The organism is Burkholderia sp. MSMB1835 (genome assembly GCF_001526365.1).
Lineage (GTDB): Bacteria > Pseudomonadota > Gammaproteobacteria > Burkholderiales > Burkholderiaceae > Burkholderia.
Window position 1 is genome coordinate 1 of the sequence record NZ_LOYP01000038.1, and the last position, 25,568, is coordinate 25,568.

At 66.6% G+C, this 25,568-nt stretch carries 24 protein-coding genes; 5 read left to right on the forward strand and 19 right to left on the reverse strand.

Features of this window, described 5'->3' with window-relative positions:
• Positions 1-177: 177 nt before the first annotated feature.
• On the forward strand, positions 178-2,223 hold the full coding sequence (tkt, locus tag WS96_RS15345) for a transketolase (RefSeq protein WP_059833525.1): 2,046 nt from the start codon (positions 178-180) through the stop codon (positions 2,221-2,223).
• 132 nt (positions 2,224-2,355) lie between these two features.
• Positions 2,356-2,670 carry a hypothetical protein gene (locus tag WS96_RS15350; protein WP_059833527.1) on the forward strand — a complete coding sequence of 105 codons (315 nt, stop codon included), beginning with the start codon at positions 2,356-2,358 and terminating at the stop codon, positions 2,668-2,670.
• Positions 2,671-2,777: 107 nt separating this feature from the next.
• Here the strand turns inward: WS96_RS15350 and WS96_RS15355 are convergent, their stop codons facing one another.
• The 8 genes from WS96_RS15355 to ilvD form a co-directional block, all read right to left on the reverse strand.
• On the reverse strand, positions 2,778-3,971 hold the full coding sequence (locus WS96_RS15355) for a porin (protein ID WP_059833529.1): 1,194 nt from the start codon (positions 3,969-3,971) through the stop codon (positions 2,778-2,780).
• Positions 3,972-4,115: 144 nt separating this feature from the next.
• A complete protein-coding gene (locus WS96_RS15360) occupies positions 4,116-5,519 on the reverse strand; it encodes an MFS transporter (protein WP_059833696.1) in 1,404 nt (467 codons plus the stop codon).
• Positions 5,520-5,684: 165 nt separating this feature from the next.
• Complete coding sequence (locus WS96_RS15365) at positions 5,685-7,010, reverse strand: FAD-dependent oxidoreductase (RefSeq protein ID WP_059833531.1); 1,326 nt, start codon at positions 7,008-7,010, stop codon at positions 5,685-5,687.
• A gap of 34 nt (positions 7,011-7,044) precedes the next feature.
• Positions 7,045-7,500 (reverse strand): aconitase X swivel domain-containing protein, encoded by a 456-nt coding sequence (locus WS96_RS15370; protein WP_082720266.1) that lies wholly within the window; start codon positions 7,498-7,500, stop codon positions 7,045-7,047.
• Positions 7,497-8,783, reverse strand: coding sequence for an aconitase X (locus WS96_RS15375; protein WP_059833533.1), 1,287 nt, complete (start codon positions 8,781-8,783; stop codon positions 7,497-7,499). Before WS96_RS15375 ends, WS96_RS15370 begins: the two co-directional genes overlap by 4 nt.
• Before the next feature lie 3 nt (positions 8,784-8,786).
• Positions 8,787-9,701 carry a TauD/TfdA dioxygenase family protein gene (locus WS96_RS15380; RefSeq protein ID WP_059833535.1) on the reverse strand — a complete coding sequence of 305 codons (915 nt, stop codon included), beginning with the start codon at positions 9,699-9,701 and terminating at the stop codon, positions 8,787-8,789.
• Positions 9,691-11,073 (reverse strand): MFS transporter, encoded by a 1,383-nt coding sequence (locus WS96_RS15385; RefSeq protein WP_059833537.1) that lies wholly within the window; start codon positions 11,071-11,073, stop codon positions 9,691-9,693. Before WS96_RS15385 ends, WS96_RS15380 begins: the two co-directional genes overlap by 11 nt.
• Before the next feature lies 1 nt (position 11,074).
• On the reverse strand, positions 11,075-12,790 hold the full coding sequence (gene ilvD, locus WS96_RS15390) for a dihydroxy-acid dehydratase (RefSeq protein ID WP_059833539.1): 1,716 nt from the start codon (positions 12,788-12,790) through the stop codon (positions 11,075-11,077).
• On the opposite strand from ilvD, the gene WS96_RS15395 reads away from it, so the two are divergent.
• Positions 12,750-13,841, forward strand: coding sequence for a LysR family transcriptional regulator (locus tag WS96_RS15395; RefSeq protein ID WP_257127989.1), 1,092 nt, complete (start codon positions 12,750-12,752; stop codon positions 13,839-13,841). The genes ilvD and WS96_RS15395 overlap by 41 nt on opposite strands.
• A 19-nt stretch (positions 13,842-13,860) precedes the next feature.
• On the opposite strand, the gene WS96_RS15400 is transcribed toward WS96_RS15395, so the two are convergent.
• The gene (locus tag WS96_RS15400; RefSeq protein WP_236872845.1) at positions 13,861-14,148 is read right to left on the reverse strand and encodes a winged helix-turn-helix transcriptional regulator; all 288 of its coding nucleotides are present in this window, start codon (positions 14,146-14,148) and stop codon (positions 13,861-13,863) included.
• Between the two features lie 187 nt (positions 14,149-14,335).
• Between WS96_RS15400 and WS96_RS15405 the strand changes: the two genes are divergently transcribed.
• A complete protein-coding gene (locus WS96_RS15405; protein ID WP_059833543.1) occupies positions 14,336-15,190 on the forward strand; it encodes an SDR family oxidoreductase in 855 nt (284 codons plus the stop codon).
• 209 nt (positions 15,191-15,399) lie between these two features.
• Here WS96_RS15405 and WS96_RS15410 read toward each other — a convergent pair whose 3' ends face one another.
• From WS96_RS15410 to WS96_RS15455, 10 genes are all read right to left on the reverse strand, one after another.
• Positions 15,400-16,296, reverse strand: coding sequence for an amidohydrolase family protein (locus WS96_RS15410; RefSeq protein ID WP_059833545.1), 897 nt, complete (start codon positions 16,294-16,296; stop codon positions 15,400-15,402).
• An 88-nt stretch (positions 16,297-16,384) separates the two neighbouring features.
• On the reverse strand, positions 16,385-16,699 hold the full coding sequence (rhaM, locus tag WS96_RS15415) for an L-rhamnose mutarotase (protein ID WP_059833547.1): 315 nt from the start codon (positions 16,697-16,699) through the stop codon (positions 16,385-16,387).
• Between the two features lie 17 nt (positions 16,700-16,716).
• Positions 16,717-17,505, reverse strand: a complete 789-nt coding sequence (locus WS96_RS15420) for an SDR family NAD(P)-dependent oxidoreductase (RefSeq protein ID WP_059833700.1) — start codon at positions 17,503-17,505, stop codon at positions 16,717-16,719.
• A 91-nt stretch (positions 17,506-17,596) separates the two neighbouring features.
• Positions 17,597-18,775, reverse strand: coding sequence for an L-rhamnonate dehydratase (rhmD, locus tag WS96_RS15425; RefSeq protein WP_059827293.1), 1,179 nt, complete (start codon positions 18,773-18,775; stop codon positions 17,597-17,599).
• A gap of 104 nt (positions 18,776-18,879) precedes the next feature.
• Complete coding sequence (locus tag WS96_RS15430) at positions 18,880-19,815, reverse strand: dihydrodipicolinate synthase family protein (RefSeq protein ID WP_059833548.1); 936 nt, start codon at positions 19,813-19,815, stop codon at positions 18,880-18,882.
• A 78-nt stretch (positions 19,816-19,893) separates the two neighbouring features.
• On the reverse strand, positions 19,894-20,778 hold the full coding sequence (locus WS96_RS15435; protein WP_059833550.1) for a glycosyltransferase family 2 protein: 885 nt from the start codon (positions 20,776-20,778) through the stop codon (positions 19,894-19,896).
• 154 nt (positions 20,779-20,932) lie between these two features.
• The gene (locus WS96_RS15440; protein ID WP_034209154.1) at positions 20,933-21,634 is read right to left on the reverse strand and encodes a GntR family transcriptional regulator; all 702 of its coding nucleotides are present in this window, start codon (positions 21,632-21,634) and stop codon (positions 20,933-20,935) included.
• 90 nt (positions 21,635-21,724) lie between these two features.
• Positions 21,725-22,522 carry a maleate cis-trans isomerase family protein gene (locus WS96_RS15445; RefSeq protein WP_059833552.1) on the reverse strand — a complete coding sequence of 266 codons (798 nt, stop codon included), beginning with the start codon at positions 22,520-22,522 and terminating at the stop codon, positions 21,725-21,727.
• Entirely contained in the window at positions 22,519-23,895 is a 1,377-nt protein-coding gene (locus WS96_RS15450; RefSeq protein ID WP_156443640.1) for a D-amino acid dehydrogenase, read from the reverse strand. Before WS96_RS15450 ends, WS96_RS15445 begins: the two co-directional genes overlap by 4 nt.
• A complete protein-coding gene (locus WS96_RS15455) occupies positions 23,787-24,137 on the reverse strand; it encodes a RidA family protein (RefSeq protein ID WP_179949063.1) in 351 nt (116 codons plus the stop codon). The genes WS96_RS15450 and WS96_RS15455 overlap by 109 nt, the downstream gene beginning before the upstream one ends.
• A 319-nt stretch (positions 24,138-24,456) precedes the next feature.
• Here WS96_RS15455 and WS96_RS15460 point away from each other — a divergent pair, with 319 nt between their 5' ends.
• Complete coding sequence (locus WS96_RS15460; RefSeq protein WP_059794324.1) at positions 24,457-25,557, forward strand: ABC transporter substrate-binding protein; 1,101 nt, start codon at positions 24,457-24,459, stop codon at positions 25,555-25,557.
• Positions 25,558-25,568: the final 11 nt, after the last annotated feature.

Consider the following 25,568-nt stretch of genomic DNA (forward strand, 5'->3'; position numbering starts at 1 on the left):
TAAAGGATGGAAAGGCCGATGAAACATGCGACATCTGTATTTAGCTGGCGCTACGACATCTGAATCCGGGTATGACAAAAGGGTCGAATCCTAACTCTCCCATATCCTCGCCGCCGTCCAGAAGGTATGCATATTGCACCGTCGCCTCATCTTTCCCCAGCCAACATAGGAGAACAGATGAGCGATCCCACCGCAAATTCCGGGACGACTGCGAAAGCGGTGCCGTCCCCACGAGACCCCCATCTGCGCGCGCTGGCGAACTGTATCCGCTTTCTCGCCATGGATGCAGTCCAGAAAGCCAACAGCGGCCATCCTGGTGCGCCAATGGGGTTGGCTGACGTCGCGACGGTCCTGTTCAAGGAGTTCATGCAATTCGATGCATCGGACCCTCACTGGATCGACCGAGACCGGTTTGTGCTTTCGAACGGACATGCGTCGATGCTCCTCTACAGCCTGCTCTATCTGACGGGCTATTCGGACATGACCATCGACGAGCTGAAGCGGTTCCGGCAAGTCGGCAGCAAGACACCCGGTCATCCGGAGTACTCGCACGCCGAGGGAATCGAACTGACTACCGGCCCCCTCGGACAAGGCATCGCGGACGCCGTCGGCATGGCGTTGGCCGAGCGCGTGATGAATGCGCACTTCGGCGACGATCTCGTCGATCACTACACGTACGTATTTCTCGGTGACGGTTGCCTGATGGAAGGCATCAGCCACGAGGCCATTTCGTTGGCCGGCCACCTCCGGTTGGGCCGACTGATCGCGTTCTGGGACAACAATTCGATTTCCATCGACGGCGCCACCAGGCTCGCGGTCTCGGACAACGAGATCGAGCGTTTTCACTCAGCCGGATGGCACGTCCTGGAAATCGACGGCCACGACACGGACGCGATACGGAACGCTATCGAGACGGCCCGGACGACGCATGATCGACCGACCTTGATCGCATGCAGGACGGTCATCGGATTCGGCTTTCCGACGAAGGCTGGAACCGAGAAAGCCCATAGCGACGCCCCGGGCGAGGATGAAATCGCGGGCGCACGCCAGGCCCTCGATTGGCATTCGCCCCCGTTTGAAATTCCGGATGACCTCCTGAAAGCGTGGCGGGAGATCGGCGCGCGCGGCCGCAAGACGAGGCTCGCGTGGGAGGAGCGGGTCCGCCAGGCGCCGCACGCGCTGCGTGCCGAATTCGACCGGCGCAATGCCGGAAGGCTTCCGGATAACTGGAAGGCGGCGATCGAGGCGGCACGGCAGGCGTTTATCGTCAGTGGCAGTGCAATGGCCACTCGCAAGGCCAGCGGTGAAGTGCTCGATCGTCTCGTCGACGCGATTCCGGAATTGCTGGGCGGCTCGGCGGATCTTACGCAGTCCAACAATACGAAGACGAAGAAGCAAATCGCGATCGAGCCCGGCCGGTTCAACGGTTCATACCTTCATTACGGCGTCCGCGAACACGGTATGGCCGCCGCCATGAACGGCATTGCCCTTCATGGCGGCCTCATTCCGTACGGTGGCACGTTCCTTTGTTTTTCGGACTACTGTCGACCGGCGATCCGGTTGAGCGCGATGATGCGGGTGCGGTCCATCTTCGTGATGACGCACGATTCCATCGGTCTCGGCGAAGACGGTCCGACTCATCAACCCGTCGAGCACCTTGCCGCCCTTCGGGCCATTCCCCAACTCGCCGTCTATCGGCCGGCCGATCCGGTCGAAACGGCAGAATGCTGGGAACTGATTCTCGAACAGCCCCGCAGGGCTGCCCTCCTCGCATTGTCACGACAGCCGGTCCCGCTCCTGCGCAACGAGCCTGGAAACGACAACAAGTCGGCACGGGGCGCGTATATTTTGCGGGAGGCCGATGGCGGACCGCGCCAGCTCACGTTGCTTGCGACAGGTTCGGAAGTCGACCTCGCCGTCCAGGCACGCGACGTCCTGCAGCACGAAGGCGTGCCGACGGCCGTCGTATCGATGCCGTGCCGCCTGCTGTTCGAGGAGCAGCCACGCGATTACCAGCGGGCCGTGCTGGGCGCTTCTCCCGCGAGGGTGGCGGTCGAGGCGGCGGTCGAACTGGGATGGGAGCGGTACATCGGTCCGGAAGGCCGGTTCGTCGGCATGCACAGCTTCGGCGAGTCCGGGAAAATCAAGGGCGTGTACGACAAGTTCGACATTACGGTCGATGCGGTTGTTCGCGCGGCGCATCAGACGTTATCCGAAGTGTGACGTTGCTGCGCTCCGCTCGAGATGCGATGACCTCGCGGGGCTCGTGGATAGGCTTGGAGAAGTGGGCGGCCTCGATTTTCGATGGATTCTCGCGTAGCGTTAGAATAGCGCGCCTTCTCATGGGAGACGACAATGTCCTGGTTCGTTTACGAAGTGCCCGAATATCACGAAGACGCTGCGCGCATCGAGCCCTTCAGCGACCTGCGCAGCCGTGTGCTGCAAGTGAGTGGCGTGGCCATGGCCGACGAGTTGGAAAGCGTTCGCGAGAATGCCGCGGCGACGGCGGACACCCCCGATCGTCTGCTGCGTACGCCGGAAAATCCGCATGTCTTTCCGATTCCTTACGCCGACTCCATGATCCTCGTCGGATTCATCTTCGATCTGAAGCGCGAATTCCGGCAACTGGTCGTGTCGCCCGTGGAAATGCCCTGGCTGAAAGACGCGTAAAGCGTTGCGTCGGCGCGATTTCATACTCGGCGGCCTATTCGCTGCTCGTCGCGACGATGCTGTCCCGTTCGGCAACGCGCGCAGGCCCGCCGCGCGCCGTTCGTACGCTAGAAACGATGCCGCAGCCCCGCCAGCACCGCGATCTGACTGCTACGCCCCACCCCCGCCGGTCCGAAGAAGTTGATCGCGACAGTGCTCGCATCGCCGGCTCGCCGCTGATAGACCATCGACATGTGCAGATCCGTGCGCTTCGACAGCAGGTAGGTGACGCCCGCATCCACTTGATGCCATTTCGGTCGGTCGCCGGTCGCGAACGACGTCGCGCCGCTACCGGCATACCCGTGGCCATCCGTGAAGATGTAGCCGACCCCGCCGATCAGCACCGGTGTGAAGTTGTAGCGCCCGTTGATCTCGTAGTTGTCGATGCGCAGGCCGTGGCCGCCGCGATAAACGAGGCGCGTGTCGGTGACGACCAGATTCACCGCTGCGGCGCCGAACGAATAGCCGGCGCCCAGCGCCGAGATTCGCTGACGCTCGACGAACCCCGCGTTGTAGAAGATGCTGGTCGAGCCACTGTACTCGTCGCCGATCGCGCCGTTCGGATTGTTCCCCGACGACGCAATACCTGCCGACGGATTGTTCAGTTGCAGGTAGCTCGCGACCACATGCAACGGTCCGCGCAGGTAATCGAGCCCGAAGCCGTACGCGCGGTTGTTAGCGAAGCCCTGCCCGGCGCCGCCGCCCGCCTGGTTGCTGAACGCATAGATCGCGCCCAGCTTCAGTCCCGCGAGCGGACTCGCCTCGTACTTGACGCTGTTGTTCAGGCGAAACGTCTGGAAGCTATCGTCGACGTCTCCGATGTGTGCGCCGTAGATGCTGCCGAACTGAAGCCACGCCATCAGCGGTGCGACGTAGTCGAACGTGTAGTCATACTGACGGCCGAGCGTCAGCTTGCCGTACTGCTTGCTTGACAAGCCGACGTACGCCTGCCGCCCGAACAGCCGGCCGCCCTGCGAAGACGTGCCGTTCAATCCGCTGAAACCCGCTTCGAGCTGGAACACTGCGGAGAGGCCGCCGCCGAGATCCTCGCGTCCGAGGAAACCCAGGCGGTCGCCGCTGCCCCAGCCGGTCGCCATCGACCAGCGCGACGCGCCCTGCGTCCTGATCGACGACGCGACCGTATTCGTCCAGGCGATGCCCGTATCGATGATGCCGTACAGCGTGACCGAGCTTTGCGCATGGACCACGAACGGCGCCGCGAGGGCGCAAGCCGCCGCAGCAGTGCAGACTGCTGTTTTCATCGTGCTTCTCCGGTTTCGATGGAGTGAGGTGATGCGGATCGAAGGCGGCGGGAGCGAGCGTCGGGCGCGAACGCGCCGCATGTATCGCTCCGGCGACCGTGCGCGGCACGGCGCCCCCGGCCTCCCCCGCCGCTGCCGCTATTCCTAGCGTTCCGCCGCAGGCAGCGAAGGCTCGGCGCCCGCGGGATCGCACGCCGCGAGCCCGTCGTCGTGCGTGTCGCCCGGCCGGTACATGCGACCGAGCATGAACATCAGCGCCGCGACGGTGACGACCGGCAGCGCCGCGACCTGGAACAGCTCGCGCACCGGCACATGCGCGGCGAGCAGCATCCCGCCGATCATCGGGCCCGAGATCGAGCCGATCTTGGCCACGCCGATCGCGGTGCCGGTGCCTTTCGAGCGGAAGCTGGTCGGATAGACGATCGACGCGACGGCATTGAGGCCGGCCTGAGTGCCGGCGACGCAAAAGCCGACGCCGAACACGGCGGCCGTCAGCCACGCCGTATCGAGGTTCATGCCGAGCGCGGCGACGAGCGGAAAACCGACGAGCGGCAGGCAGGTGACGAGCCGCACGCCATGGCGGTCGATGAAGCGCATCAGTACGAGGCCGCCGAGCGTGCCGCCGACCGAGAACAGCGTGGTCATCAGCGCGGCGCGATGGGCGGCAACGCCGGTCGCCTCGATCAGCACCGGCAGCCAGTTTTGCAGGAAGAACAGCGCCATCGAATTCGCGATGTACGCGAGCCACAACGCGGTGGTCACGTAGCGCAAGCGGCCGGCGAACAGCAGGCGCGAGGAGAACTTCGCGACGCGGCGCTCGTCGGTCACGACGAAGCGCGCATCCGGCGGCAATACGAGTTCGGGCCGCACGCGTGCGGCGGTCGTGGCAATACGGTCGCGCGGCCAGCCGTTGAGCACCTGATAGCGCAGCGACTCCGGCATCACGAACGACAGCGCGGCAGCCACCGCGAGCGGCGCGAGCCCGCCGACCACGAATACCGCCGGCCAGCCGAAGTGCGGCACGAGCCATACGGCGACGCCGCCGCCGAAGCCCGCCCCGAGCGTATAACCGGTGAACATCAGCGTGACCCAGGTGGCCCGCAATCGTTTCGGCGCGAATTCCGATACGAGCACGAACGCGTTCGGCACCGCACCGCCGATGCCGATGCCCGCAGCGAAGCGCAGCCACAGCAGGTGGTCGACACTCGATGCCCATGCGGTCGCGAGCGTGACGAGCCCGTACCAGCACGCACCGAACAGGATCGCGCGCTTGCGTCCGATCCGGTCGCCGATATAGCCGAACAGGATCGAGCCGATCATGATGCCGAAGACGTTGGCGCCGAACACCGGCCCGAGCACGCTGCGCTCGATGTGCCATGCGCGAATCAGCGAAGGCGCGGCGAACGCCAGCGCACTGAGCTCGTAGCCGTCGGTCAGCATCACGAGCCACGTCGACGCGATCAGCACGAACGCGAAGCGGCCGATCCGCTGTTCGTCGATCAGGCGCGACACGTCCACCGTGCGCGCATCGGGCAGGGTTTGAATCATCGTCTCCTCCTCAGGTACCGCGTCGGCGCGCCGGCAGATCCGGCGCGTCGCGCGTTCCGTCATTGCGTCTCTGGCCGGCGCGGCAGTGGGTGCTGGTCGCGAGCGCGCGTTGCGGAGCGCCCGATGCACCTCTTTGGTATTGCCGCGCCGCCGGCTAGTCGTGCGTCAGTTCTTCAGATGCGGTGGATCGATTCGATCGACGTTGTCGGCGAGTCGCTCGCGCAGCATGCCGCGATCGATGTCGTGGACACTGCCGCCATCCGCGAGGTCGAACGCGTGTGCCGCGGCCGCGCCCATCGCGATGCACGGTCCCATCACCCGCACACTCGACAGCGCGGTCGCGTCCGCGTCGATGCAGCGGCCGACCGCGATCAGGTTGTCCGCATCCTTCACGACGAGGCTGCCGAACGGCACGGTATGCAGATGGTCGTCGCCGAACGGCTTCCATTCGTAGCCTTCGGCGCGATCGTGCAATTCGATCGGCCAAGAGGTGCGTGCGACCGCGTCCGGAAACTGCGTGGCGGCGATCACGTCCGCCGAGTTCAACTGCTGGGCGCCGACGATCCAGCGCGTCTGCCGGATGCCCGGCAGCCCGTAGCTGCGGATGTGCGCGTTGCGATAGATGTGCGGATACTCGGCGCGCAGAAACTCGAATGCGCGGTCCGCCTGATCGCGGCCGACGAGTGCGGTGCGCGACGCCGCCATCGGGTCGAGGGGCGTCTCGATGTGCGTCATGTTCGCAATGCCGATGTTGCGGCCACGGAAATAGAACACGAGCCCGTCCTTGCGCTCCAGCCCATACGCGTGCGCCTTTTCCTCGACGCGCTCGCGAAACGCGGTCGGCGTCGGCAGATCGGTCTCGTCGAGGTTCTCGAGCACGATCATCTGCGTACCGCGAATCGGCGTTTCCGGCTCCTGGCAGTCGAACCCGGCCAGCCACGTGAGCGCGGCATCGCCGCTCGCGTCGACGAAGCCGTCGGCCGCGATGCGCACGTCGCCATAGCGCGTCGCGACGTCGAGCTCGCGCACCCGCCGCCCTTCGCGTACCACGTCGCGCAACACGGCGCCGAGCACGACGGTGATGCCTGCGTCGAGAATCCTCTGCTCGATCCAGCGCGCGAGCGCGACTTCGTCGTACAGCACGACGGTCGTCAGCGGCCCTTCCTTGTAGTGCAGCGCGCCCTTCTCGCCGAGATCGCGCAGGATGCCGTCCGCGATGCCGTGCGTCACCTGGAAACGCTTCGGTCCGTTCGAGAACAGCCCGCAGAACGTGCCGATGATCGAGTTGACCGCCTGGCCGCCGAGCGCGGGCAGACTGTCGACCAGCACGACCTTGCGGCCCAGCGCGGCCGCTTCGAGCGCCGCCGAGGTGCCGGCGATGCCCGCGCCGACGATGCATACGTCGGCGTCAAGTTTCCAGCCCGTCGGTCGGCCGTCGCGGCGGACGATACGAGTACCCGTGTTCAAAACATGTTCTCCTTGAAAATCCACCGTGGTGGCGCGCGGGCGACGCCGCGCGCCGGAATCAGGCGCGGCCGCGCTTGAGCACTTCGACGACGCCACGCTCGGCATCGACGCGCACCCAGTCGCCCGTTTCGATCACGTCGAGCGGATCGATGTCGAAGTCGGTCAGCGACGGCGCGTGGGTCACCACCGCGCCGAGCGCGATCTTCGTGGTCATTTCGTTGAACAGCATCGCGGCCGGCGCGGTGCCGGCGATCCGCGCGATATGGAACTGGCTGGACCATCCCGACGAACCCTTCGCGCCGGGAAATACCAGCACCTTGTTCGCGAAGCTCTGGCCGCGCAGCTCGTGACGCGTCTCGATGATCGTGCCGGTGCGCGGGTCGATGCCGCCCCAGCCGGAGATACGGTCGCGCGTGACGAGCGCCTCGCCCTCGACACAGCCGCCGACCACCTTGCGTCCGCGCAGCACGACCGGCGTGCCGGCCTTGTCATTCATGCCGTGGTGCGTGCTCATGCGCGCAGCCCTCCGTTCCAGCGGCCGCTCACCGCGGCGTCGATACAATCGGCCGTGGTGCCGAACCAGGCCTGCACGCCCATGATCGCCGGCAGGTAGTGCGCCTGCTTCGCCGAGTCGAGCGCGACGACGCGCGTGCCCTTGGGCATCACGCGGCCGATCGCCGAGCATGTGTCGGTCATCAGCACTCCGCCCGCGTCCTCGATCAGCTTCGTATAGCCGGCCTGGTCCGCCAACTGCCGGGTCGCGCGCGCGGTGAATATCCACAGTTCGGTATTCGCGCCGATACGGCGGCCTTCGAGCAACTGGCAGACCTCCCAGATCTGCTCGATCGAATAGTGCGGACAGCCGAGCATCACGAAGTCGACCTGGGCGTCTTTCGCGGTGGTGTTGACGCGCTCGTACGCGATGCGCCGCTCGGCCGCGCCGTAGCGGATCGTCTCGACCGGCTTGCGGCCGCGAAACGCTTCGTCGCGCGTGCGCGCCTCCGGCGTCTGGCCGACGATGTGGTACATCTCGACGCCGCCCGACGAGGCCGCGGCCGCGCCGAAGTGCTTGAGCTTCGGCAAGTTCGGCACGTCGCGCAGCCCGTCGATCACCGGAATGCGGTCCTGCACGAGTTCGCCGACGTAGTAGCCGAGCAGCCCCCAGTCCTGCACCGTGTTCACGTCGACGTCGAGTTCGATCAGATGCGTGCCGCCGCGGTTTTCGTCGAGGTGCAGGCCCCAGTACGGAATCTTGCCGGTCAGCATCGCGGCGCCGGTGCTCTCCCGCCCCTCGGCATTGGTGCGCGCGCCGAGCACCGCGTTGATGTAGATCACCGCGGACGACTCCATCCACGCGCAATGCTCGCCGCGCACCGGCACGTTGCCGGTCAGGTACGGCGCGCAGGTATTGAGCGGCTGAATGCCGAGCCGCCCCGTGAACGCCTCGCCCTGGCGGTACAGCTTCACGATCTCGCCGTCGACGCCCTGACGCTGCGCATGCTGAGGGTCCAGCCCCTGCTGCAGATGGCTGCTGAACACCTTCGCCTTCGGCACCTCGACCACCTCGGGGCTATCGAGGTTGAATTCGGAAAACACCGCGTCGAGACCGCCGTGCTTGGCCGCGTAATCGCGCAGGAACGGCATCGTCGCGCCGACCGTGCCGCACACGTTGTTCGTGTCCACCAGGCGGGACGCGCCGAGCGCTTCGCCGTAGCGCACCAGCAGATCCATCGCACGCTGCACGGCCGCGCCGTCGCGGCCATCGAGCATCGCCCGTTCGTCGTCGTTCAACTGCATTTATCATGCTCCCTGTACAGGTTCGAGTTGCTCCGCCGGTGGCGCCGCGTGCCGGTCGACGTCGACCGTCGTCGCGCGTCGCAGTTCGCGGCGCACCGACGGGTCGTGACGGCGGCCGCGGTGCAGCGTGCACCGGTTGTCCCAGATCACGAGGTCGCCGGGCTGCCAGCGATGCGAATACACGAAACGACGTGCGGTCGCATGTTCGAGCAGGTCCATCAGCAACACGCGGCCTTCGGCCAGCGTGCGATCGACGACATGCGTCGCGTGCGCGCCGATGAACAGATGCCGGCGCCCCGATCCGGCGTGCTTGCGCACGAGCGGCCAGCGCACCGGCGGCAACGCGTTGCGCTGCTCGTCGGTGTAGTCGGTATCGCCGAGCAGGAAGCGCGAGTGCAGCGCGTAGTGTTCCGCTTCGAGCCCGTCGAGTTCGCGTTGCGTGCGAGGTTCGAGCGCATCCCACGCGGCGCGCATGTCCGCGTACTCGGTCTCGCCGCCCCACTCCGGCACGACGACCGCATGCAGCATCGAATAGCGCGCCGCCGGTTGCTGAAACGAACTGTCGCTGTGCCACAGCTGGTTCGCGAGATTCCCGACGATGCGCCGGTGCGCGCGGTCCGCGATCCGTCCGGACTCGTCCACGTTCGAGATGTCCGCGAGTTCCGGGTATGCGAGCCGCGCATGCGGACGCGCCACGCGTTTGAAACCGAAATCGAGCGGCCCGAGCGCACGCGCGAACGCGAGCTGCTGGTCCTGCGTGAGCGGCTGACCGCGGAACACCAGCACCGCGTAGCGGTTCATCGCGGCGTCGATCGCGCACGCGAGCGATTCGGAAACGGGCGCCGTCAGATCGATGCCGTTCGCGAGGCCGACGAAATCCGGACGCGCGGCATCAATGGGAACGACTTCAAGCGACATGGGCAGCTCCTGTCTGAGAATTGTCCGGTGCTGCATCGTCGCGACGACGATGCAGGCGGCCGAGCGCGAACGCGAGCAGCGCGACGCATGCGACCGGTACCGCGCCGAGGAAGAACATCCGCTCGACCGGCAGATGCGCGGACATCAGCATCCCGCCGATCACCGGCCCGGCGATCGCGCCGATCTTCTGGATGCCGACCGCCGCGCCCGTGCCTTTGGCGCGCAGCGCGGTCGGATAGACGAGCGCCGCGACCGCGTTCAGGCCAAACTGCGTGCCGACCACCGTGAAGCCGGTCAGGAACACCGCCGCGACCAGCATCGGAGCGGGCAGTCCGGTGCCGAGCAACGCGACGAGCGGCGTACCGACGAGCGGCAGCACGGTGATGATGATGGCGCCGCGCGTGTCGACGAAGCGCATCAGTGCGAGCCCGCCGAGCGTGCCGCCAAGCTGGAACATCGTCGAGACGAGCGCCGCGTCGCGCGGCGCGAGACCCACGCTTTCGATCAGCGCCGGCAGCCAGCTACTGAGAAAGAACAGCGCCATCGAGTTCGCGATGTAGACGGCCCACAGCACCGGCGTCAGCGCGCGCAGCCGGCCCGCGAACAGCAGCCGCAGCGAGCCGTCGCGGCGGCGCTCGTGTGCGTGAGCCTGCGACGCGCCGCCGATCACGAAGCGGGCACGCGGCGCGACGACGACGCCCGGCGCGATCCGCGCGACGATTCCCGCGACTTCGGCGTGACGGCCCTTGAGCGTCAGGAAGCGGATCGACTCCGGCACCGCCCACCACAACATCGCGCTCGACACGAGCGGCGCGATGCCGCCGATCACGAAAACGACCTGCCAGCCGAACTTCGGGACGAGCCACGCCGACACGAGACCGCCCGCGCTGCTGCCGATCGTATAGCCGGAATACATCAGCGTGACCCACGTCGCGCGCCAGCGTTTCGGCGCGAACTCCGTCGTGTACGCGATCGCGTTCGGCACCACGCCGCCGATGCCGATGCCCGCCAGAAATCGCAGCACCAGCAGCTGTTCGAGGCCGGTTGCGCGCGACGCGGCGAGCGTGAAGCCCGCGAGCACGACGCTGCCGATCACGATCATGCGTTTGCGGCCGATCACGTCGCCAAGATAGCCGAGCACGAACGCGCCGATCATCGTGCCGAACACGAATGCGCCGAACACCGGGCCGAGCACGCCGTGTTCAAGGTGCCACGCGCGGCTGAGCGCCGGGGCCGCGAACGCCATCGCGGCGAGGTCGTAGCCCTCGGTCATCATCATCACGCCCATCGCGACGATCAGCAGCACGCCGAAGCGGGTGGTCTGCTGCCGCTCGATCACCGTGCCGATGTCGATTGCGGTTTCGTCGCTCATCTCAACGCTCCCGGGCCGGCCGGTCAGCGCCGAGCACCGCGCCTTGCGGCATCGTGCCGACCGTCGCGCGGTAGATCTTCAGCCAACCGGTATCGTTGACCGGCGCGGGTCGCTGCCACGCGGCGCGGCGGCGCGCCAGTTCGGCTTCGTCGATCTTCAGATCGCAGACACGCCGGTCCAGATCGATTTCGATCGTGTCGCCGTCCTCGACGAATGCGAGCGGGCCGCCGGTCGCGGCTTCCGGCGCCACTTCCGCGACCACCAGCCCCTTGCAGACCAGCCCCGACAGATGCCCGTCGGTGAGCATCGCGACCTGCTCGGACAAGCCCGCGCCGTCGATCGCGAACACCACGCGCGACGCCCCGCCACCCATCGCCGGGCCGCCGCACACGCCCGCGCCGCGCATCACGACGACCTTGCCCGGTTGCACGCGGCCGTCCTTGATCGCGGCGATCGCCTCGTCGGAGGTCGAGAAGCAGATCGCGTCGCCGGTGAACGCGCGCTGCTTGGTCGGCGAGATGCCGAATTTGACGATGCCGGCTTGCGGTGCGAGGTTGCCGCGCACCAGCACGATGGCCGGATGGTTCGCGAACGCGCGCTGCGGCGGACGGATCACGTCGTCGTCGGCGACGCGCGCATCGGCGAGGTTGTCCTTCACCGTGCGCCCGGTCACCGTCAGCGCACCGGTGTCGAGCCAGGCTTCGAGTCGCTTCATCACGCCGCGCCCGCCGCCCGCCGCCTCCAGTTGTTCGATCGTATGCGCACCGACCGGACGCACGCCGGTCAGCACCGGGATCTGCGCGGCGAATTCTTCGAACAGCGCGTACACGTCGACGTCGAGCCGGCCTTCGGCCGCGATCGCCTGCAAGTGCTTGACCGTATTGATCGAGCCGCCGACCGCAAGCACCGTCTTCACTGCATTCCCGAACGCACCGCGCGTGAGGATGTCGCGCGGCTTCAGGTCGTCGCGCACCATCTCCACGATGCGCGCGCCGGCTTCGCGCACGAACGCGAACATCCTGTCGCTGTTGGCGGCGACCGGTGTGCTGCCGGGCAACGACATGCCGAGCGCCTCGCTGACCATGTGCATCGAGTTTGCCGTGCCGAGGCCCGAACACACGCCGGGGCCGCGAATCGCGTTCTGGCTCATGCCGATCAGGTCCTCGACGGGCAGCTTGCCGGTCAGCGCATGCATCGCGCCGACGAACACGTCCTCGATGTCCACGTGCTCGCCGCGATATTCGCCGCTCGGCTGATAACCGCACGCGACGACGATGGTCGGGATATTCAGCCGCGCGGCGGCCATCAGCTGGCCCGGCACGGTCTTGTCGCACGACGCGAGGCACACCATGCCGTCGAGCTGCGCGCCCTCGACGGCCACTTCGATGTCGTTCGTGACGAGGTCGCGCGCGGCCAGCATGTAGGCGCCGCGCGCGCCCGCGCCGGTGATGAAGTCGCTCGGCGCCGCAGTGCGGATCTCGAACGGCAGCGCGCCCGCGGCGCGGATCGCCTGTTTCAGTTGCGCGGCGATGCCGTCGAGGTGGCTGAAGCAGGTGGCGAGTTCGGACGAGGAATTGACGATGGCGATTTTCGGCTTGTCGAGGTCTTCCTCGCTGATGCCGAGATTGCGCCACTGGGCGGCGCGCACCGCGCCGAGGTAGGAACCGCGCGGGAAATTGCTGCGCAACGGGGGTTGCGGCTTGCGTCCATCGGACATGGTGTCTCACTCCTTTGTTGTGGAAACGATGGTAGGAAGCCCGATAAAATCCGTCAATTATGTGAAATCGATAGGTATCATCCAAACCATGGATATTCGTCAGGTCGATCTGAATCTGCTGAAAGTGTTCGATGCGCTGCTGAAAAAGCGCCATGTGACGCAGGCGGGCGTCAGCATCGGGCTCAGCCAGCCGGCGATGAGCTACGCGTTGTCGAAGCTGCGCGAGCTGTTCGAGGACCCGCTGTTCGTGCGCACGGGCCGCGGCATGGAGCCGACGCCGCGCGCGCAGGCGCTCGGCGAGCCGGTGGCGCGGCTACTGGGTCTGGTGCAGACCGAAATCCTGCCGATGCCCGAATTTCGTCCCGCCGAGTCGTCGCGAAACTTCGTGCTGTGTATGTCGGACATCGGCGAAATGGTGTTCCTGCCCCGCCTCGAGCACTTTCTCGACAGGGTTGCGCCGCACGTGAGCATCAAGACGGTCGCGCTCGGCATGGCGGAACTGGAGGAAGGGCTGGCGAGTGGCGACGTCGACCTCGCGATCGGTTACTTTCCGGGGTTGAACAGCGAATCGCTGAAGCGCAAGGCGCTGTACCGGCATTCGTACGTGTGTATCGCCCGCGACGGTCATTCGGAAATCGGGGACACGCTGTCGCTCGATCAGTACCGTGCCGCCGCGCACGTGATGGTGCACCCCGAAGGCCGCGAGCAGGACGTGCTGGCTCGCACGCACGAGCGCCTCGGGATTCGCGTCAACGTCCGCTTCAGTACGCCGCGTTTCATCGGCGTGCCGTTCGTCGTCGCCGGGTCGGACATGATTGCGGCGGTGCCTCAGGCCGTCGGGCGGCGCTTCGCGGAGCTCGTGAACGTCAAACTGTTGCCGCTGCCCTTCCCGGCACCCACGTACGAGCTTTATCTGCACTGGCATCCGCGCTTTCATCACGAGCCGGCCAACCGCTGGATCCGCGACGCGATGAGCGAACTCGTCAAAGGGCCGATGCAGCACGAGCCGTTGCCGAATACGAAGCGCAGGCGTTCGACGGGGGCTCGCTAGCCCGTGCGGTCGCGAATGGCTAGCGCGGCCGGTCGCGAAGCAGCAGACGCGACCCGACCTCCACGATCGACGTAATCGCCGGCAGCAGTTCCCTGCCCAGCGACGTCAACTCGTATTCGACGGACGGCGGCGACGTCGGCAACACGCTTCGCCGGATCACGCCCCGCTCCTCGAGATCACGCAGCCTGCCGGTCAGCACCTTCGCGGTGATGGTCGGGTTGTCGCGCCGCAACTCCGAAAACCGGCGCGGGCCGTTGCTCAGGCACCAGATCAGTTCGGGCGTCCACAGGCCGCCGATCAACGCCATGCATTTCGACATCGGACAGCCGGGCAGCGGCTCCACCTTCTTTCGCATTCTCAAGCCCATCGTCGTCCCACCGAGGTTTCCATTTGGTTACTTGAAAATGATGGTAACCGATGGATAGGTGGTTTCCAATGGAAACCTTCATCCCTACACTTGGAACCTCACCTACCGATACACGGAGAGAACGAACATGTATGCAATAACGGGAGCATCCGGGCAACTCGGGCGCCTTGTGATCGACGCATTGCTTGAAACCGTGCCGGCCAGCCGGATCGTCGCGGCGGTGAGGGATCCCGCGAAGGCGCGCGACCTCGAGGCGCGCGGCGTGGCGGTGCGCGAGGCCGACTACAAGCGGCCTGAAACGCTCGCCACCGCGTTCGTCGGTGTCGACAAGCTCCTGCTGATCTCGTCGACCGAAGTCGCCGGCCGCTTGCCGTTGCATCGCGCGGTAATCGATGCGGCCGGGCAGGCCGGCGTCTCGTTGCTCGCCTATACGAGCATGCTGCACGCGGACACTTCGCCTGCCCGGCTCGCGATCGAGCATCGGCAGACGGAAGAAGTCGTTGCGGCGTCGGGCCTCCCCGCCGTCATCCTTCGCAATGGCTGGTACACCGAGAACCACCTGATGGCCCTTCCCGCGGCGCTCGAGCACGGCGCGTTCATCGGGGCCGCCAAGGCGGGGCGCTTCTCTTCCGCCGCGCGGAAGGACTATGCCGAGGCGGCAGCCGTGGTACTGACGACGGACGGCCACGCAGGAAAGACGTATGAACTCGCGGCCGACGATGCGTTCACGCTGGCGCAGCTGGCCGCGGAGGTGTCGCGGCAATCCGGCAAGACCGTCGTCTACAACGATCTTGCGCAGGACGCCTATGCAGACGCGCTGACGAGCGCCGGGTTGCCGCCCGAGCTTGCCGGCGTCCTGGCCGATGCCGACGTGGCCGCGTCGCGCGGTGCGCTGTTCGACGACGGCGGCGCCCTCGCGCGACTGATCGGTCGCCCCACGACGCCGTTGGCGAGCGTGGTCGCGACTGCGTTGCGCGGTTAAAGCGGGCAAGCTCCGGGGAAGCGCCGTCCAGCACGGCTCGACGTTAGGCAGTGTGGCCGGCGCCTGGACAGCCGCATCGATCTCGCCGGCCGCCCTGCCGTTCGCGGCCCGTCGGAACCGGCGAATGCGCGCGTTGCGGCCCGGTGCACATCACGCCGAGCGACGACGCGCGCACCGCACATCCGTTGACGTTCACGGTGGCACGTGGCTCACAACCGGTAAATTCGCAACGCATTGTGGACGAACAGTGAGTCACGCTCATCGTCGCGGGCGCCCGCGACGATCTCCGCATACGCGTGCCAGAGTGCTTGATAGCCGGCATGGAGCCGATCGACCGGAAAATTCGACGCGAACATGCAGCGCGCCGCGCCGAACACGTCGATCGCCTCCAGCACGTACGGGCGGAAACTCTCGACCGACCAGCGATGGTCGAACATCGCGAGCCCGGACAGCTTCATCGTCACGTTCGCGCGCCGCGCGAGCCCGCGCAGTCCGTCGCGCCATTCGCGCCAGCCGTGCACGCTGCTCCGGTCGACGAACATGCCCGTGTGATTGACGATCACGGGCGTGTCCGGGTGCGCATCGATGACGGCGAGCGCGGCGCCGACCTGGGCCGGGTACAGCTGCAGGTCGAACGACAAACCGAACTCGCTCAGCATGCCGAAGTGCTCGCGCCAGCGTGGCTCGGCCAGATAGTCCACGTCGACGTAGTTGTACCAGGGGTCCGGATGCCGGTTCAGCACCTGCCGGATGCCGCGCACGTTCGGATGCGCCGCCGCGTCGGCGAGCCGGATGCGTGCGTCCGGCGCGAACAGGTCGACGCCGGCGACGATGCCGTCCGGCATTCCGCCGCTCGCTGGCGCGTCGGCAAGCGCCTGCAGCCAGTCGACTTCGCTCGGCGTCGTCCACGCATCGTGGATCGCCTCGACATGCACGACCTTCAGCACGTCGAGATCCGCGCCGGCGTCCGCGCGCAGGTCCGCCGGCAGGTAGCGACGAGGCAAATCCGCCACCGCGCCGGAGAACGCCGGCTGAGCGCGATCGAGCCAGCCGTAACTCAGCGCGTCGGCGTCCCAGAAATGGACATGGGGATCGACAACCTGCATGTGAGCTCCGTGAGTTCATGCGACACGACGATCCGCTGCGACGGTTCGGCACACGTCGAGCGCGGCCGATCCGTCGAACGGGCCGGTCTCATTCCAGATGAAACATCGGCGCCAGCGCTTTCTCCACCGGACGTCCGTCCGGTCCGGTCGCCATCAGGTCGGCCATGTACGCCCACCAGCGACGCATCACATCCGTTTCGGCGAGTTGCGCGATCCGGTGATCGGCCGGCCGTTTGAGCACGGCGAACAGGTGATGGGTGTCGTCGTCGAGAAAGATCCAGTAGTCCGAAATACCCGCTGCACGAAGCGCGTCGGCCAGTTCCGGCCAGATCGCATCGTGCCGGCGCCGGTATTCGGCCTGCTTGCCGGGGTGCAGGCGCATCCTGAAGGCGATCGTTTCCATGCCCATGCCTCGCGGTGTCATTGCAGGTTCACGTACATGCCGCCGTCGACGAGCAGCGCGGCGCCATTCACGTAGCGCGCCATGTCGGACGCGAGAAACACGACGCAGTCGGCGACGTCGTCCGGCTCGCCGAGGCGGCCGAGCGGAATCCGGCGCTCGAAGTACTCGGTCTTGCCGGGCGCGGCGAGATCGTCGTCGTTGATCTCGGTGCGGATCGTGCCGGGCAGCACCGAATTGCAGCGAATCCGATGCGGCGCGAGCGCAACCGCGCACGACTGCATCAGCGCATGGACGCCGGCCTTGGTCGGCGTGTAGTGCGTCTGCATGCCGCCGCCGACCAGCGCGCTGATCGAACTGGTCGCGACGATCGCGCCGCCGTGCCCTTGCGCGGCCATTTGACGTGCGACGGCCTGGGTCATGTAGAACGCGCCGTGCAGGTTCACTGCCATCGTTCTTTGCAGCAGTTCGGGCGGCAAGTCCAGAAAGCCGTGGAACGGGCAGATGCCGGCATTGCTCGCCAGCACGTCGATCCGGCCGAATCGCTCGACCGCGGCCGCGACGAGGGCGCCGGCCGTGTCGGGCTGCGCGACGTCGCCCGGTACGGCCAGCGCATCGCGCCCCGTCGCGCGGATCGCGTCGACGAGCGCGTCGATCTCGTGATCGGCCTGCGCAGGCAGCAGCGGGTTGGTCCAGTAGTTCACGACGACGTCGGCGCCATGCCGCGCGCACGCCAGCGCGATCGCGCGGCCGATCCCGCGCGATCCGCCCGTCACGACGACGATCCTGTCCTCGAGCAACTTCGTCATTGCGCCCTCCTCCTTCTCGACCATCACGCGTTCGGCAGCGGCCGCCGCCGTGCGAGCCGGCCTCACGATGCCAGTGCACGCCTGCGCGCGCTCAGTGTTCGTACGGGCGCTGCATGCGCACGTCCGGATTCAGGCGCACGCCGAAACCGGGCGTGTCGGGCACCCTCATCCGTCCGCCGACCGGCACCGGCTCATCGAGCAGCAGCGGATCGAACATCGGCACGACACGATCCGCCTGCGGCGCCATCATCAGGAATTCGGCGAACGGGCTGTTGTGCCGCGTCGCGACGAAGTGGTAGCTGTAGACCGACGAGCCGTGCGGAATCACCAGCACGCCGCGCGCGTCGGCCAGCGCCGAGATGCGGATCAGCTCGGTGAGCCCGCCGCACCAACCCACGTCCGGCTGAATGATGTCGCAGCACTCCATCTCGAGCAGCATCCGGAAGCCCCAGCGGGTCGCTTCGTGCTCGCCGGTCGTGACGAGCATGCCGCGCGGCACGTCGCGGCGCAGCTTCGCGTAGCCCCAATAGTCGTCGGGCGGCAGGCATTCCTCGATCCATTTCAAACCGAGTGCGTGCGCTTCGTGCGCGAGCCGCGTCGCATACGGCACGTCGAGACTCATCCAGCAGTCGAGCATCAGCCAGAAATCGGCGCCGACGCGCGAACGCATCTCGGCCAGCGCCTCGAGATTGCGGCGCAGACCGGCCTCTCCTTCGGCCGGGCCGTGATGCAACGGCAGCTTGCCGCCGATGAAGCCCATCTCCTTCGCGAGATCGGGCCGCGCACCGGTCGCGTAGAACTCGAGCTCGTCGCGCACCTTGCCGCCGAGCAACTGATGCACGGGCTCCCGCCGGACCTTCGCGAGCAGATCCCACAGCGCGAGATCGACGCCGGAAATCGCATTGAGTACGACGCCCTTGCGTCCGTAGTACAGCGTCGCGTAGAACATCTGATCCCACATCTTCTCGATGTCGGTCACGCGCTGCCCTTCGATGAAGCGCGCGAGATGCCGCTCGACGATGAACGCGCCGATCTCGCCGCCGGTCGTCACCGCAAACCCGACCGTTCCATCGCTGGCCTCGATTTCGATCACGAGCGTGCCGAGCACGTTGATACCGAACGACTGGCGGCTCTGCCGGTATTCGGGGTAGCGCGACATCGGCGTCGCAATGTGGTCGTCGATCCAGTGACCGGTATCCTGATCGTGATAGTCGGCACCGCCACCACGCACCGTCAGCGCGCGAACCGCGCGTATCGTCGGCATGCTCATTCTTCGGGTTCCTTGGTTGGGTTATCGCGTGCGAAGGCCGCCCGTACGCGTCGTGCGCACCGGTTGCGGCGGAAATCGGAACGTCGTGCCGCGAGGCGGCCGCGTCAGCGTGCCCAGCGCAGCACCAATGCGTCGAGCCGTCGCGCAATCTCGATCAGGCCCGCGCGCGTCGCCGGATGCAGCGGCGCGAGCGGGCGGCGCGGCGCGTCCGATGCGATCACGCCGCCCTCCTTCATCAGCACCTTCGCCGCCAGCAGGCCGGCCTGACGGTTCTCGTAATTGATCAACGGCAGCCATTGCTCATAGCGCGCGACCGCGTCGTCACGCTGTCCGGCCAGATACGCGGCGAGAATCGGCTGCAGCCCGTCCGGGTACCCGCCGCCGAGGATGCTGCCGGTCGCGCCCGCATCGAGATCGGCGAGCAGCGTGATCGCTTCCTCGCCGTCGAACGGCCCTTCGATCGCATCGCCGCCGAGCGCGATCAGCTCGCGCAGCTTCGCCGCCGATTGCGGCACCTCGATCTTGAAATAGCGCAGATTCGGAATCGTGTGTGCGATGCGCGCCAGAAACGCGGCCGATACCTGCGTGCCGCTCATCGGCGCATCCTGGTACATGATCGGAATCGCGATCGCGTCGGAGAGCGTCGCATAGAACTGCTCGATCGCGGCCTCGCCGCAACGGATCGTCGCGCCGTGGTACGGCGGCATTACCATCACCATCGCCGCACCGGCCGCCTGCGCGGCGCGGCTGCGCGCCGCACAGATCGTCGGATTGAAATGCGTGGTCGTCACGATCACCGGCACGCGCCCCGCCACGTGCTCGAGGATCGCCGCGATGAGCCGCTCGCGCTCATCGTCGGTCAACGAAAACTGTTCCGAGTAGTTCGCGAGGATGCACAGGCCGTCCGCTCCCGCGTCGATGATGAAGTCGACACAGCGCTTCTGGCCCGGCATGTCGATCTCGCCCGACTCGGTGAAGATCGTCGGCGCGACGGAGAACGCGCCCGTATAGCGGCGGTGAATCGGCTTGGTCAAGCTCATCTGGAATCCTCTCTTGTAATAAGTGGTCCGAATTTAATGGCGCGTGGATCGCGCGCCAATACCACGATCAATCACGCGTCACACGCGCCCGTACCGTCCTCGCAGCCCGTCCGTCACGCCGCAATAGATCGCCTTCAGCTTCAGACGCTTGTTGCGCGCATGCAGCAGCACGAACGCGACGTGCTTGAGCGTGATGAGATTGATCAGCAGCATCGCCGGATAGCGCCGCCAGTAGTCGCGTGCGACGAGGATGCAGTTGCGCGCCGCGTAGTAGTGGCGCAGCGGGCTCTGGTCGAATATTTCGACACGCGGCCAGTGCTGCTGCGCGGACGGGCTGCCGAGTTCGTGGGGCAGCGACACGTCGGCGTTGACGCGCACCGGCACGCCGTGCGCTTGCGCGCGCATGCAGTATTCGGCGTCGACGTGGTCGATGAAGAAATCCTCGCGAAAGCGACCGAGCGCGCGATACGCGTCGAGCGAGATCGCGGTGCCCGACGAGATGATGACCGAACACGACAGCAGGCCATGCGCGCCGCCGTGGATCGGCGTGATCTGCGCGGACCAGCGGCGCACCGTGAACAACGGCAGGTCGCGCTGAAAATTGCGGTTGAAGATCCGCGGCCCGACCAGGAAACGGCTGTCGCCCACCCGCGCGCAACCGGCCAGCATTCGGTCGAAATAGTCGTCCGGAACGTACGAATCCTGATCGAAGATGAAGAAGACGTCGCAGCCGCGGCCGACCAGGAATTCGACGCCGGCGTTGAATGCCCCGGCGATGCCGCCGCGATTGTGATTCGCGATCACGTCGACGCCGCCTTCGGCGAGCCGTGCGTACAGCGCACGATCGGCGACGGGCGAATTGTCGACCGCGACGACGGCGGGGCTTTTCGCGGGCAAGGTCAGCAAATGCTCGATCTGCGCTGCGGACGGCTTGTACAGCGTGACCAACGTACCGTGTGTCATGACGGCACCTCGTGACGATCAAGTAGCGATGCGCCGCGCCGGTCGATCCGGGCGGCCCGTCCTCCTTTGCACGACTGCTTGTCTCGTCGACCGGCCCGCGCTGCCCGCTCGCATGCTGCGTGCGAGCGTCGCAAAATCCACGGCCGGTCTTGTTTTATCTTGCGTACAGCTTGACGACGCTTGCCTGGACGACGCGCGTGATCTCCTCCATCCGCCAGCGAATATGCGTGTCGGTCAGCGCCGCGCAACGTGCCGCATCGCGTTCCGCCAGCGCGTCGAGAATCTCGAGATGCTCGGTAAACGCCTCGTTGCGTCGCTGATCGACATCGACCCAGCGCACGTAGTGAATCCGCGCGTTGATGCCTTGCAGCACCCGGCCGATCTCGGCGTTGCCCGACAACGCGGCCAGCTCCAGGTGAAACTCCTCGTCCTTGACGACCAGCTCCGACGACGACATCCGCGCGGCATTCTTCATCACCTGCTTCCAGAAGCGTCGCAGCGCCTTGATGTCGTTGTCCGATGCGCGCTCGCACGCGAGCATCACCGCGGTCGTCTCGATCGAGCGACGCAATTCGAACAGATCGAACACATCCTTCCCCTCCAGTTCCCGAATGAAGAAACCGCGGTTCGGCACGAACACCAGCAGGTTTTCGGCAACGAGCCGGTTCAGTGCCTCGCGAATCGGCGTACGACTCACGTTGAAGCGCTCGGCGAGCTCCAGTTCGTTGAACCGTTCGCCCGGCCGGATCTCGTACAGCACGGCCATCTGTTTCAACTGCTCGTAAATCTCGTTGACCGTGAGGCCCGTGCGCATCGGCGCCGCGGTCTCCCGGCCAGCCATAACGGAAGTCGACATCTCGTCTCCTGGTTCCACCTGTTGTCACCGCGCGTCATTATCCACCGGCAGTTCGCCCGCGCGCGTCTTGTTGCATGCACGAGCCATGCGTCAGCGCATCAGCAAGCTGCCGAAGCCCGGCACGGGATCGTCGATGCCCGCGAGCCGCAGTGCGTGCCACGCGAGCGCGTGATTGCTCGACAAGACGGGTTTGCCTGCGCGCGCTTCGATGTCGGCCAACGCATCGACGATGCGCAGGCTCGTGCACGACACGAACACGGCATCGACGGCCGGATCGGCGGCGAGCGTCAGCACCGCATGCTCGATCGACGCGCGCTCGATCCGGGCGACCTCGTTGTCGTCGCGGTGCTCGAACGAGCCGACCCGCACGATATCGACGCCGCGCGCGCGCAGGTACGCGGCCATCGCATCGTTGATCGTGCGCTCGTACGGCGTCAGCAGCGCGACGCCGCGCGCGCCGAGCGCCGTCAGCGCGACGCGCGCCGCGGTGATCGGCGTGGTGCACGCGACGCCGGGCCGTGCCTCGCGGATGCGCTCGAAGACGCGCTCCTCGCCCAGCACCATCGACGCCGACGTGCAGCCGAATGCGACGACGTCGAGCCGCTCGCCCGGCCGGATCAACTCGACCGCGGCGCAGATCCCGCCGTCCATCTGCGCGAGCGTCTCGGCCGTGATCTCGGCCGAATTCGCGATCCGGCTTTCGTAGAACGCGACGCCATCGAGCGCGAGCAGACGCCGCCACTCGTATTCGATCGTATGATCGGTCGCCAGCACGACGAGGCCGATCGCCGCGCGCCGCGCGATGCCGGCGTCGAGCGAGAAATCGAAGCGGGCGTAGGCGCCGACGCCCGGATCGGACGCCTCGGAGGGTGACAGAAGTTCGGTCATTGCAGGGTCATCCCGGTGATGTCGATGTCGGGCCGCTTGCCGTGGATCAGATCCGCCACGATCTTCGCGGTGCCGCACGACATGGTCCAGCCCATATGGCCGTGGCCGGTGTTGAAAAACAGGTTGCGGTGCCGGGATGCGCCGATGATCGGCGTGCCCTCCGGCGTCATCGGCCGCAGCCCGGCCCAGTACGACGGCTTCGCGTAGTCCGCGCCGTTCGGGAACAGTGCCTGCGCGGTCGCGAGCATGTGCGCGAAATCGTGCGGCGAATGCGTGGTGTCGTAGCCGCTGAACTCGGCGGTCGCCGTCAGCCGCAGCCGGTCGCCGAAGCGCGCCCATGCGACGAGCTGGTTCTCCTCGACGCCGCCGAGCGCGGGCGGCTCGTGCGTGTCGCCGATCGGCAGCGTGACCGAGTACCCCTTGACCGGATAGATCGGCAGCCGGTAGCCGAGCGCGCGCGCGACGAACGGCGAGTAAGCACCGAGTGCGAGCACGTATCGATCGCCGGTCACGCGACCCTGCGACGTCTCGACATAGTCGATCGCATCGGCGCTCGCGCGCACGCCGTCGATCGACGCGCCGAAGCGGAATTCGACGCCGAGCGCGCGGCAGCGCTCGGCGAGCGCGCGCGTGAAGAGGTGCGCGTCGCCGCTCTCGTCGCTCGGGCAATGGATCGCGCCGGCGATCCCGGCCGCCGCGTGGCGCAGCGCCGGCTCGCGTTCGACGGTGGCCCGCGCGTCCAGGATGTCGAGCGGCAGGCCGTTGTCGGTCAGAATCCGCATGTTCGCGACGCCCCGCTCGAACGATGCCGGATCGCGATACAGGTACAACAGCCCGCCGCTCGTCCGGTCGTACTCGAGCCGTTCGTCGCGCGTCGCCTGCTGAAGCCGCTGCTGCGCGTAACGACACAGCCGCACCTTGATCGACGTGTTGCGCCGCGAGCGCTCGGCCGTGCAGTTCTGCAGGAACAGCGCGCACCAGGCCCACATGCGCCAGTCGGGCGTCCATTTGAGCCGCAGCGCCTGGCCGTCGGCAAACAGCGACTTGAAGAGAATCCTGGGCGCGCGCGGCGATGCCCAGGTATACGAATGGCCCGGCGCGATCAGCCCCGCGTTCGCGAAGCTCGTTTCGAGCGCGACGCCGTCGCGCCGTTCGATCACCGTCACCTCGTCGCCCGCCTTCGCGAGAAAATACGCGGTGGTCACGCCGACGATGCCGCCGCCGAGCACGATCGTCTTCATCGTCCGGTTCTCCTGTCCTGGTCCTAGCTCGCGGCGATCGCAGCGATCTCGACCGTGTACTGCGGAAACGCGAGCTTCGATTCGACGCACGCGCGTGCCGGCGGCTCGCCCTGCGGCACCCACGCGTCCCATACGCCGTTCATCTCGGCGAAGCTGCGATAGTCGGCCAGCCAGATGCTCGCGGACACGATCCGGCGCTTGTCGAGCCCCGCGCTTTCGAGCAGCCGGTCGATCTTGTCGAGAATCTGCCGGGTCTGCCCCGCAACGTCGAGCGACGTGTCGTCCGCCACCTGCCCGGCGACGAATGCCAGCCCGCCCGCAACCACCAGCTGGCTCATCCGTTCACCTGCGCCGTATCGCTTGATCTCCACCATCTGACAGCCCTCCGAGAGTCGTGTCGAGTTGGGCTGATTTAAGCACTGCAATTCACCTCTGTATACACTTTTTTCAGAAATATTCGCCATTGCGCCAGATTGGCGCGCCCGTGCACCACGACTATCCACGCTCTTTATCGGCGTGCATAAATGCATGAAAACAGGGCGATTTTTCTGCCGACGACAAGAATTACACGATTCCTCTCAGCGACTTGAAAATTTATTTGCAAACGATTTTTGATCTGTGATTCTGTCGACACTTCTGTATATCAAACCATGCCGCGATCCGTGCGGCCGACCATGCGACGGGAGAACGAAGATGAAGGCAAGTCAGTGGAGTGTCGGTGTCTGGATCGCGCTCGGTGCGCTTGCGTCGGGCGCTGCGCAGGCTGACGTCAGCGTGGGCGCGGTGCTGCCGCTGACCGGCGCGAGTGCGTCCATCGGCGAAGACCAGCGCCGCGGCATCGAGCTCGCCGTCGCGCAAATCAATGCGAAAGGCGGCGTGCTGGGCCAGAAGCTCGCGGTGCGCATCGAGGATTCGGGCGGCTCGGCCAATACCGCGCTCGACGCCGCGCGCAAGCTCGCGACCGTCGAACACGTGCCGGTCGTGCTCGGCGAGTTCTCGTCGTCGGTGACGATTCCGGTCGGACAGTTCCTGGTGCGTCAGGGCGACGTGCACATCAACATCGGCTCGTCGAGTCAGCAGGTGCGCAAGATCGGCGCGGGCTCGTTCAGCGTGATCGGGCTGGACGACCTGTCCGCGCGCTTCGCCGCGCAGGACGTGTACGCCCGCAAGCTGCGCCGCATCGCGCTGATCGCGCCGAACAACGGCTACGGCCAGGGCATCGCGGGCGAATTCAAGAAGCGTTTCGAGGCGCTCGGCGGCACGGTGGTGTCGACCGTGCTCTACACGGAAGGGCAATCGACCTATCGCCGCGAACTGGAGCAGGCATCGCGCGCGCAGCCCGACGCGTATGTCTACAGCGCCTATGGGCAGGAGGCCGCGACGCTGAACCGGCAGGCATTCGAGATGCGGCTCAACCAGCATCCGTGGTACGGCATCTACCTGACGATGTGCACGAGCGACACGCCCGCGCAGATCGCGCAAGGCCAGATCGGCCTCGAAGTCGCCGCGCTCGGCGCGGGCGCGAAAGCGTATGCGAGCGCCTATCAGGCCGCATACAACGAGGCGCCGCGCTCAGCGTTCGGCAGCTATGCGTACGACGCGACGCTGTTGTCCGCCGCGGCGATCGGCCGCGCGCAGTCCGTCGACCCGGCGAAGATTCGCACGGCGCTCGCGGCATTGGGCAAGTCGTATACCGGCGTGACCGGCGCGATTGCGTTCGACGCGGACGGCCAGCGGGAAGTCCAGCCGTACGAGAAGGTGGTCTACCGCCAATCGGTCGTCGCGCAGCAGTGAACGGCCGCCCG

Excerpts from the sequence above, each read along its gene's own strand:
- WS96_RS15405 (WP_059833543.1), top strand. The coding sequence starts at position 14,336 with ATGTATGCAATAACGGGAGCATCCGGGCAACTCGGGCGCCTTGTGATC.
- WS96_RS15370 (WP_082720266.1), bottom strand. The coding sequence starts at position 7,500 with ATGAGCACGCACCACGGCATGAATGACAAGGCCGGCACGCCGGTCGTG.
- WS96_RS15420 (WP_059833700.1), bottom strand. The coding sequence starts at position 17,505 with ATGACGAAGTTGCTCGAGGACAGGATCGTCGTCGTGACGGGCGGATCG.
- WS96_RS15385 (WP_059833537.1), bottom strand. The coding sequence starts at position 11,073 with ATGAGCGACGAAACCGCAATCGACATCGGCACGGTGATCGAGCGGCAG.
- WS96_RS15355 (WP_059833529.1), bottom strand. The coding sequence starts at position 3,971 with ATGAAAACAGCAGTCTGCACTGCTGCGGCGGCTTGCGCCCTCGCGGCG.
- WS96_RS15430 (WP_059833548.1), bottom strand. The coding sequence starts at position 19,815 with ATGAGCTTGACCAAGCCGATTCACCGCCGCTATACGGGCGCGTTCTCC.
- WS96_RS15375 (WP_059833533.1), bottom strand. The coding sequence starts at position 8,783 with ATGCAGTTGAACGACGACGAACGGGCGATGCTCGATGGCCGCGACGGC.
- WS96_RS15435 (WP_059833550.1), bottom strand. The coding sequence starts at position 20,778 with ATGACACACGGTACGTTGGTCACGCTGTACAAGCCGTCCGCAGCGCAG.
- WS96_RS15440 (WP_034209154.1), bottom strand. The coding sequence starts at position 21,634 with ATGTCGACTTCCGTTATGGCTGGCCGGGAGACCGCGGCGCCGATGCGC.
- WS96_RS15460 (WP_059794324.1), top strand. The coding sequence starts at position 24,457 with ATGAAGGCAAGTCAGTGGAGTGTCGGTGTCTGGATCGCGCTCGGTGCG.
- WS96_RS15400 (WP_236872845.1), bottom strand. The coding sequence starts at position 14,148 with ATGGCGTTGATCGGCGGCCTGTGGACGCCCGAACTGATCTGGTGCCTG.
- WS96_RS15455 (WP_179949063.1), bottom strand. The coding sequence starts at position 24,137 with ATGGTGGAGATCAAGCGATACGGCGCAGGTGAACGGATGAGCCAGCTG.
- rhaM (WP_059833547.1), bottom strand. The coding sequence starts at position 16,699 with ATGGAAACGATCGCCTTCAGGATGCGCCTGCACCCCGGCAAGCAGGCC.
- WS96_RS15445 (WP_059833552.1), bottom strand. The coding sequence starts at position 22,522 with ATGACCGAACTTCTGTCACCCTCCGAGGCGTCCGATCCGGGCGTCGGC.
- WS96_RS15410 (WP_059833545.1), bottom strand. The coding sequence starts at position 16,296 with ATGCAGGTTGTCGATCCCCATGTCCATTTCTGGGACGCCGACGCGCTG.
- WS96_RS15360 (WP_059833696.1), bottom strand. The coding sequence starts at position 5,519 with ATGATTCAAACCCTGCCCGATGCGCGCACGGTGGACGTGTCGCGCCTG.
- WS96_RS15380 (WP_059833535.1), bottom strand. The coding sequence starts at position 9,701 with ATGTCGCTTGAAGTCGTTCCCATTGATGCCGCGCGTCCGGATTTCGTC.
- rhmD (WP_059827293.1), bottom strand. The coding sequence starts at position 18,775 with ATGAGCATGCCGACGATACGCGCGGTTCGCGCGCTGACGGTGCGTGGT.
- tkt (WP_059833525.1), top strand. The coding sequence starts at position 178 with ATGAGCGATCCCACCGCAAATTCCGGGACGACTGCGAAAGCGGTGCCG.
- WS96_RS15450 (WP_156443640.1), bottom strand. The coding sequence starts at position 23,895 with ATGGGACGCGTGGGTGCCGCAGGGCGAGCCGCCGGCACGCGCGTGCGT.
- WS96_RS15350 (WP_059833527.1), top strand. The coding sequence starts at position 2,356 with ATGTCCTGGTTCGTTTACGAAGTGCCCGAATATCACGAAGACGCTGCG.
- ilvD (WP_059833539.1), bottom strand. The coding sequence starts at position 12,790 with ATGTCCGATGGACGCAAGCCGCAACCCCCGTTGCGCAGCAATTTCCCG.